This is a genomic window from candidate division KSB1 bacterium, assembly GCA_022562085.1.
Classification (GTDB): domain Bacteria; phylum Zhuqueibacterota; class Zhuqueibacteria; order Oceanimicrobiales; family Oceanimicrobiaceae; genus Oceanimicrobium.
In genome coordinates, this window is sequence record JADFPY010000181.1 from 1 (window position 1) to 8,747 (window position 8,747).

Genomic DNA, 8,747 nt, shown 5'->3' on the forward strand with positions numbered 1-8,747 from the left:
CCCTCCCGTATTATTATGACTATAATTACTATGGTTATAAATACGAAAAATAGTTACATAGGGAGTTTCTCAAAAACAGAAAAAGCGGCAAATGAGAAAATCTAAGTATCAGATTTATAGAATAAGATGATGGGCTTGGGAGACTTAATGGACATTCACGCACATTGATAGAGGGATGTATCCTCAACGAAAGCGGTTTTCATATCGAAATCAACGATTAAATCATCTTAGTTCAAGCATAATATTATTACAACTTAACAGTCTTGAATCTTAATCCTCTGCAAGAGATCTCGTCACTAAGGGTGGCAATTGATGGTGTGCCCAATTATGGAAAGATATGTACAACCATTGAAAACACAAGTGTTTAATGAGAACTAGTTCCCTAAACGAGAAAGCATTGTTTTTTAATAGAATAACTTTGGCAATTTCTAAGACTTTTAACGCTCTCTTGCAACCACAAAGTTGTATGCTTTGATACTGCCGCACCTTAAGATTTGAAAGCTATTTTTATAAGCATAGAGTGCTAATTGGGGCGCGGTCATAAGCTCACGGTAGCTGTAATTTATCACGTCACCTAATAATTTGTAAAACATGCGTAATTGAAACTGGTTCCGCGTTGATGTCATAATAGCATAGCCCCCAGGTTTAAGAAATTGGCGGTGAAAGTGAAATGCAAGTGGCTTATACTTATCAGGGTAGTGCTCTATGAGCCCTGCGCTGATTACAATGTCGAATTCTCTACCAAACTTCAATTTTTGAATGTCACTCACTTCAAAATCTATGTCGAATTCATCTTTAGTGGAGACATTCCAATATCCTGTTTTTGGGTCCTTCCCTAAAAAAGGATATCTTTCTGGAAATTTGCCAAACCGATCGGTGTCAGCAAAATTATCATAATCGACCAGGATAGCGTGGGCGCCGGGATACATTGCCAGCAGCTGCATAGCATCGTAACCATCCCCAGCGCCCAGTAATAAGATATTAGGGCGATTGACGTCAAGGCCTTCAAAAACAGCACGTTTACCACGAGGATCCCATAAAGCATCCTCTTTTTGGTGGAGATGCGTCCAAATGTTAAATCGAATTGCTTCGCGTAGAGTTTGATCCGCCTGCTTTATCTTAAGGGTAAGCAAATTAATTAAGTATTTTTTCCTGACCTCAGCCCGCTTCTGAAATAAATCTGTAGTAAAAAGTTCATGGACTTTGCGATTAAAATGTTGCCATTGAGTGGGCACTGACATTTTTTTTCCATACTTCCTCTCCCAGTCTCTTTTACCTTTAGAAAAATTTTCGATCGACAAAGGTTTCCCTACATCCTTCCAGCTAAGCTTAGACCAGTCGTGATTGCTTTCATCGATAAAAATGTCCGGAGGTCGGGTACGGAGATCACTTCTATAGGTGGGGGTCAGTTCGCTCGTATCCAGTTCATAGGATTCGAGATACAAATCATCCAGTTTGGAGGAATGGTTATTCATGTTGTGCCTTGAACTACTCAGACTTATAGACTATAATGCAGGCCTCATGTTTTTAATTTGCGAAATAAAATCTCATTTTTTTTTTGTGCAAGATGATTGAATTCTTGTTCATCTTTTGAGGGTTTCCAACCGCATGCTATTTGGCCGGAAATTATGTTATAGTTCAAATTCTTCTCTTCCCTTAAGATATTCCCAATTGCATTTAGTTCCTCTGCGGACTTAACTACTATCTTATAATAAACGTCATCAACCAGCATAACTTTAATAATACCCTTACGCTTTTTGCTGTCCCAAAGAAGTGCATAATTTTTGATTTCTTTCCACATAATTATTCCCCCACGCATCTAGATCGAGGACTGTAAATTCCGTAATAACAATAAGGCAAAATTGTTTCAAAATGTCAAGTAGTTTTTAACCGGAGTGTTTTTAACGGATTGACTCATAAAAAAGGTAACCGAAGCAATTTGAAAATTATGTCGTTGCCTCATAATTTGTGTAACCCAAAAAAAAGAGGAGGGAAACATAATTATGGGCATCAACAAACTAAAGTGTTTCTATCCCAGAATTTAAGCAGCTCGACCCCTCTCATTTATAAAAACAACTGGCTTCTAAAATCAAACACATTATCAAAGATGTTAAAAAATTTAAATGAACAAAAACATTAGCCAAAATTAAACCCGTTGGGTTACATTTTATTTTGAGGCGGGTTAACCAGAGTGAGGTCTCCCATTTTTTTTATTGAAACATCCCGAAAAAAAAGAATAAAAATGTCCGCATTTTGAAAAGTGTGTGTGTAACTACAATTTAACGCAAAATGTATAACACACTAACACCGATGTATAACAGAACGGGGGTCGACAAAAAGGTTAAAGATTTTGTTGGCCACTTTAAATTCGATACGTCAAAATTTATGCGAACCCGAGTGTAGTTTGTTTCCAAAATTAATTAACCTTGTAGCAGAATTCATGGAATAGCATATCATTTACCTGAGGGAGGTAAAATGACTATAAATCTCAGCCCTGCAACGATCAAATCCAAGAGTTCTCTTTCTAAGCTATGGATAATTCATGAAGGTCTAGTTAAAACTGACTATTCGTCAGCGAAGAATCAGTCTGGAAATGTTAAGAGGTCCAAGCTCCTAAAACGCATATATTGCAAATATATTGTACCACACGTCTTTCTTGGGATCCTGATTTTTGTCCTACTTTTTATTCCCCGAAAGTTACTTGAATATACACATTTTTCAAAGGTTTTGCACTTGTCCAAAGAGATCGTTAAAAGATGCATTGATCTGATTGGCTCACTGATCGGTTTAATGCTGACTTCACTATTGTTTATCATTTTGCCGGTTCTGATCAAATTTGATTCAAAGGGTAGCATTTTGTATCAGCAATTCAGGACTGGCAAGAATCACAGAAAGCGGGAAAGACGGGCGATTTCGATATGTGTAGAAGTTGAAAGAAGAAAGATGAGTAGAAGAAATGCAGATTGTCTGGGGAAACCGTTCATGGTATACAAGTTTAGAAGCATGAAACAAAACGCCGAAAATAAGACCGGCCCGGTTTGGGAGATTGATGACGATCCCAGGGTTACAAAGCTTGGAAAGTTCCTGCGACCTTATCATTTAGATGAACTCCCGCAGTTTATCAATATTCTGAAGGGAGATATGAGTCTGGTGGGCCCCAGACCTGAAAGACCAGAATTTATTAGTCAACTAAAGGTTGCAATACCGCAGTATGAGCGAAGATTTGATGCTAAACCCGGGCTAACTGGCCCGGCACAGATTAGTTGTGGGTATGATCGTTCTATTGAAGGCGTAAATGAGAAACTTAAATATGATCTACAGTATATTGAGAGCAATGGGATAAAAACGGATTGCAAAATCATATGGGACACCGTAAAAAAGCTCTTTTCAAAACCTGATAATAGCAGTTAAACCAATTTTACGGTTTTATAAGTTCGATTTTGGCTTTCTTATTTAATTAATTAAGGATTACAAGAGCAAATCCGTCATTATCTGTGGGCTATAATGCTGATCTTAACGTGGATATTTATTAATGAAGTTCAAAGTGCTGACTATTTTATTTCCAATTTCAATATTCTGCAGTTTTTTAAGCTTTTCACAATTATATGCACAAAATGACAGGAATAGCAATAATTCTAAGAAGTTGTTAGTAGACTCCCAGCCACAGGGCGCCTATATAGAAATTGTCGGCAATTATAGTTTTATCGGAAGAACACCGTTTGTCATACCTTATTCACTCTTTGGGAAATACAAAATTAAAGCACGAAAAGAAGGTTACGAAGGATTTCGTGGTGATGTTAAGTTGGCTAAACGAGGGGCTAATCGTATAACAATTTATCTCAAAAAGAGGACATCGTTCAAATCGATGCTGAGGTCTACCGTCATACCCGGGTGGGGACAGTTTTATGGTCAAAATGCTCTAAAGGGTGTGTTACTGAGTTCTGGTCAGCTTGCTTTAGGTCTAGTTACTTTGATTGCGGTTAATAATTATAATGATGAAAAAAGAGAGTTTGAGCAAGCATACGATAGATTTAAAAAGGTAGAAATGAATTTTGAAGAGGCTGAAAGTGCTCATTTAATGGCAAAAAAGGAACAGAAGGAAGCCCGGAATGCACAAGACTTCAAAAATGCCATGATTTACACAACGATCGGATTTTGGATTTATAATATTTTTGATTCATTGCTTTTCTTCTCTAAAGGAAAATCACCTAAAAATAAATTTGGTAGAGCAGGTCAGTATCTGTCAGCTAATTTCTCAGACAATAAGATTATGTTCCATATGGAGTTAGGACTTTAGAAATGAGTTTTGGCGCCAAGTTATATGGTCTTCTCTTATTCACGGGTCTGTTGAATATTTATTGCAGCAATGATATCGGGCTTACTGAGTTCGATCAAAGCGTTTATCCCGGTCAACCCTCCTCACTTAAGATCTCGCTTGGAGACGGTGTTGTGGTTTTGATATGGTCACATCCGCAAGCGGGAGAAATCGACATTTTCAATATCTATCGGCAATCTTCCACAGATACCACGTTCATTAAAATTGATTCAACCAAGGCTTTGACCTATACAGACATAAATGTGAATAACGCCAGTCTTTATACTTATGGCGTCGTCGCCGTCAAGAATGGCTTTGAAAGCGCGAGAACCATTTCCAGGCCTGTTTCACCAACCATCTTTGGTGTTTTTATAAATTCGGGCAACGAATTCACGAATAGTCGCTCAGTTGAGTTAACGTTGATCGCTCCGCAGGGAACAGCTTTCATGCAAATCAGTAATGAACCCTCATTTCCAGATTCGCAATGGGAGACTTTTTCTCCAGCCAAAACCTGGACTTTAACTGAAAATGATGGCGAAAAGACTGTTTCAGCTAAATTCAGAGATGCGGATGACAACGAATCATTCGAACCGGCGACAGACACTATTGTTTTAGACACCAAAGCCGTCATAATCGAATTTACTGAAAACACTGGAGGACAACCTAAATCTGCAGGTGAAATAATACACTTTATTTTAAATGCCGGGGAAACCAATGGCACCGCTTTTGTAGATATCGGCGATGCACAAAGAAATATCCCACTTTTCGATGACGGTACAAGCGGTGATGATATCGAAGATGACGGCGTTTATAAACGTAACTTCCAGATTCCTTCAGCTCTTGAAGTCGCCAGTGTTAAAATAACTGGAAGATTCCATGATAGAGTAGGCAACGTTGCTCAACCTCGGGAGTCAGAGGGAGCCGTCACAATTCAGAATCCACCCAGGGGTATCACCCTTTTAACACCGGAAACTATCGAGGGTTCGAGCACTTCTTTGCGCATATCCTGGACGCAAAATAGTGACGCAGATTTCGCCAGTTATAAATTATACAGGTCCTTGACTCCCGGCGTAACGATGAATTCAACTTTGGTCTCAGTTATCGAAACCCAATCTTCTCTCAGTCTTACTGATACCGGTTTGGATGAGAACACGACTTATTATTACGTTTTGTATGTTTTTGACACTAGCGGACTCGATACTGCGAGCAATGAAGTTAGCGGGACAACTTTAGCAAATGAACCCCCGAAGTCCGTCACGCTTGCACAACCTATACAAATTGGCGGTTCAACCCTACGGTTGTCCTGGTCGCGAAATTCGGAAAACGATTTTGATTCTTATAGAGTTTATCGATCGCAATCTACTCCCGTGGATACCTTACAAGCACCCATCATTATCATTAGTAGCTCGCTCAATACATCTTATGACGATTCTGATATTCAGCAAGGTACAGATTATTACTATCGTGTCTTAGTGTTCGACAAAGGTGGTCTGTCCACAGGCAGTAACGAAGTTATGGGAAGGATTAATTAAAAAAATATCAGACTTTAAGAAAGACGAACATTTATGAAAATTTCAAATCAATTTAGAAATTATTTTCTGGCGTCGAAAAATTGTTTTGCATCGTTGAAACAGGGTAAGATCATCTTGCTCTTTATGCTCTATGCAGTGCTGCAAATTTTATTTGTCTTCATCTTGATGTTTTTTGCTTATCCCCCATTTTCATCGTTTTTGGTGCCCATTATTCAGAAATTTTTTGGTGAACCAGCTCTGCATTATCCAAATAATTTTCTTATTCTTCCGGCATTATTTTTCTGGGTAAACCTTCTGCTTAGTGGCGTGATCGGTGTGATTTTGGTAGGTGCAACGACGAATCTTTTTATTATGAGCTATCGCAATAAACCTGTCAAGCTGGGTAAAGGATTGAACAGGACAATGCCGCATTATTTAATTTTATTTGCGGTCTGGATTGTTGAAACAGGCGCCTTATTGGCTATTTTTATTGGTGTTCCGGCACTGTTAAGCAAGGTCTACTTTTTTACCAGAGCAGGGAATTTACCTTTGCAACTTACCACCTCGTTTATTGCAATCATTGTTGGCTCATTTTTTGTGTATACTACGGCATTAATTGTTCTGGAAAATGCCGGACCTGGCAAAGCCGTTGTAAAGAGTTTATCAATGTTTAAGAAGTATCCATTAATAAGTATTCTATTGATCGGCATTCCCAATTTGATCAGAATGCCCATCGATCTTTTATCCGGCAAGACACAATTTTTAGTCTCGAAATTTTCTCCTGAAATGGTGGCAGCGGTTTTAATTTTAAGTATTTTAATCTCAGTGTTCGCCAACTATTTTCTCGTGGGAACGGTCACAAGATATTTTCTTTCGGTTAGAGAAAGAAGTTAACGATCTAAAATTACGAGTATAAAAGAATGAAAAATGTCATGAAATATACTTTTGTCCACATTTTTGTTTCGGTATTTGTTTTATTTGCTATTGGCTGTTCTTCCAAGAGCTCGACAAAAAACCAATACCAGGCAGAAAAAATGTTATTCAAAGCGGGGAAATTATACCAGACGGTCATGATCAACCCGCGAATTGCCGCACCATCCGATTATGAAGCTGCCATCGCTGCCTACGAGCAAATTTTGTCCAAACACGCTCAGGTCAGCTCTTCCAGGAGTATTGAAAATATAAAGAAACAAAGTTACCTTGCAATTGCCGAGCTCTGGTTGCTTCAAGGTGAGATTCACTCCGCCATCGAGGTCTATGAACGGTTTTTAACTAAATACCCGGATGATAAAACATTTGGCTCAATTGTCCATTTTGCAAACGCCAGGAGCAATGAGAGAATTTATAATCTTAATAAAGCGATTTTTGAATATCAAACGCTGCTAGACAGCTATGGGAAGATAGATGATCCATTTAAACCCAATCAGAATATTTTAAATTTACCTCTGAAAGTCGCACGGTTAAAGCGCTCCAGTGAGCCCCGGGTAAATGACAGAGCGTTGTATGACGATGCGCTTAGTTATTATAACTCCGTGGTTGCAGAATGGCCTAAATCACCCGCTGCCTTTGTTGCCTCGTATTACAAAGCCTCGATTTATGCCGACCAGCAGCAATGGCGCCCGATGCTCAATACACTGAATCAACTCGCTAAAGACTATCCAGATAGGGAAGAGATTCCCAGCATTTTATTATCCATGGGTAATACTTATATGGATGGCTTGAATGACCTCAATACTGCGAATAGAATTTTTGATGGATTGCTAAGAAAATATCAGGAGCATAAAATTGAAGCGTATGTTCATTTTGCAAAAGCCCGGCTTTTAGTTAAGAAACGCAATTACAAACAGTCAAGGGAGCTGCTGACCCAGATCATCGAAAAGTATCCGAATGAAACAAATTTATGTGCGGCTGCACAACTAACCCTGGCGTCGACCTATGAAGCGGAAGGTACCTGGGAGAGAGCGCTTGTCGAATATCGCTGGGTACAGGAAAATCATCCTTTAACTTTTCAAGGGCTTAATGTGCCTGTTTATATTGCTGATTACTATCGTCGAAAGGGCAAAGCAAATTTAGCGGAAACAGCCTTTCAAGAAGCCATTGCGCATTACCAGCGTCTTATCAAAAAATATCCGAAAACAGGTCTGGCGGTTACTGCCCAGGAGTTCATCATTTATTGCTTGTCTGTCCAGGAACAATGGCCCGAGGCTGCTGAAGCGGCGACCTCGTTGCGAACAGTTCATCCCGGCTCGAGAACAGCCATTAGCTCTTATCTTTTTTTAGGACAAATCTATGAAGAATTAAATGACTTCAAAAAAGCCATTGCCGTTTATGAAAACTTTTCGCAAGAATTTCCGGATCATCCCATCGTCGAAAAGATACAGCACAGGATAGAGAGTATTCAAAAACGAATATAATGAATTATTTGGCATTAATTATTCCAATCTTAACTGCATCAACCTGCGCTATCCTGGCGGTGGGTTTAATATTCAAACGGCAAAAGTCGTCGCTGCAAAAGATCACTCTTTTTTGTACTCCATGGATTGTTTTGCTGCAAATTGGCACCGTTATTCTTGCTACAGATAGCTTTCAACAGAGCAAGTTGCTCGGCGGAAGTTTTGTCATTTATTCTCTGGCTGTTTTGACGCCCTTGTGTACGAACCTGGCGATGCTTTGGGGAAAATCCAACGGCAAAGACAGTCTCAGGAAATATAGACCGGCCTTAATTTCCCAGTGGGTTATAAGCTGTGTATTTCTGCTGCTGAACCCAATCTGGCAATTCTTGTTTATTAAGAACCCGGCGGCGAACTCTGTCATGACCTTCAGCACAGCCGGGCATTTTTTCTTGATTTATTTAATCCTTTCAAGCGTGTTCATCCTGGCAATTTTCGAGCAAAAACTGAGAGTATTGCGAGGTGTTAAAC

The 8,747-nt window shown here is 39.3% G+C and carries 8 protein-coding genes; 6 read left to right on the forward strand and 2 right to left on the reverse strand.

Translation table 11 applies throughout. The features are described from left to right. Positions 1 to 437: 437 nt before the first annotated feature. Together IH879_14405 and IH879_14410 are read right to left on the reverse strand one after the other, a co-directional pair. Positions 438 to 1,475 (reverse strand): class I SAM-dependent methyltransferase, encoded by a 1,038-nt coding sequence (locus tag IH879_14405; GenBank protein MCH7676126.1) that lies wholly within the window; start codon positions 1,473 to 1,475, stop codon positions 438 to 440. A 44-nt stretch (positions 1,476 to 1,519) separates the two neighbouring features. Next, on the reverse strand, positions 1,520 to 1,801 hold the full coding sequence (locus IH879_14410; GenBank protein MCH7676127.1) for a hypothetical protein: 282 nt from the start codon (positions 1,799 to 1,801) through the stop codon (positions 1,520 to 1,522). A 674-nt stretch (positions 1,802 to 2,475) separates the two neighbouring features. On the opposite strand from IH879_14410, the gene IH879_14415 reads away from it, so the two are divergent. The 6 genes from IH879_14415 to IH879_14440 form a co-directional block, all read left to right on the forward strand. Further along, positions 2,476 to 3,411 carry a sugar transferase gene (locus IH879_14415; GenBank protein MCH7676128.1) on the forward strand — a complete coding sequence of 312 codons (936 nt, stop codon included), beginning with the start codon at positions 2,476 to 2,478 and terminating at the stop codon, positions 3,409 to 3,411. A gap of 121 nt (positions 3,412 to 3,532) precedes the next feature. Continuing rightward, positions 3,533 to 4,297, forward strand: a complete 765-nt coding sequence (locus IH879_14420; protein ID MCH7676129.1) for a PEGA domain-containing protein — start codon at positions 3,533 to 3,535, stop codon at positions 4,295 to 4,297. Positions 4,298 to 4,299: 2 nt separating this feature from the next. Then, complete coding sequence (locus IH879_14425) at positions 4,300 to 5,847, forward strand: hypothetical protein (GenBank protein MCH7676130.1); 1,548 nt, start codon at positions 4,300 to 4,302, stop codon at positions 5,845 to 5,847. Between the two features lie 33 nt (positions 5,848 to 5,880). After that, positions 5,881 to 6,720 carry a hypothetical protein gene (locus IH879_14430; protein MCH7676131.1) on the forward strand — a complete coding sequence of 280 codons (840 nt, stop codon included), beginning with the start codon at positions 5,881 to 5,883 and terminating at the stop codon, positions 6,718 to 6,720. Positions 6,721 to 6,860: 140 nt separating this feature from the next. Continuing rightward, positions 6,861 to 8,240, forward strand: coding sequence for a tetratricopeptide repeat protein (locus tag IH879_14435; GenBank protein MCH7676132.1), 1,380 nt, complete (start codon positions 6,861 to 6,863; stop codon positions 8,238 to 8,240). Beyond that, a partial coding sequence (locus tag IH879_14440; protein ID MCH7676133.1) for a hypothetical protein occupies positions 8,240 to 8,747 on the forward strand: 508 nt, incomplete at its 3' end. The genes IH879_14435 and IH879_14440, both read left to right, overlap by 1 nt.

Excerpts from the sequence above, each read along its gene's own strand:
- IH879_14420 (MCH7676129.1), top strand. The coding sequence starts at position 3,533 with ATGAAGTTCAAAGTGCTGACTATTTTATTTCCAATTTCAATATTCTGC.
- IH879_14415 (MCH7676128.1), top strand. The coding sequence starts at position 2,476 with ATGACTATAAATCTCAGCCCTGCAACGATCAAATCCAAGAGTTCTCTT.
- IH879_14410 (MCH7676127.1), bottom strand. The coding sequence starts at position 1,801 with ATGTGGAAAGAAATCAAAAATTATGCACTTCTTTGGGACAGCAAAAAG.
- IH879_14435 (MCH7676132.1), top strand. The coding sequence starts at position 6,861 with ATGTTATTCAAAGCGGGGAAATTATACCAGACGGTCATGATCAACCCG.
- IH879_14405 (MCH7676126.1), bottom strand. The coding sequence starts at position 1,475 with ATGAATAACCATTCCTCCAAACTGGATGATTTGTATCTCGAATCCTAT.
- IH879_14430 (MCH7676131.1), top strand. The coding sequence starts at position 5,881 with ATGAAAATTTCAAATCAATTTAGAAATTATTTTCTGGCGTCGAAAAAT.
- IH879_14425 (MCH7676130.1), top strand. The coding sequence starts at position 4,300 with ATGAGTTTTGGCGCCAAGTTATATGGTCTTCTCTTATTCACGGGTCTG.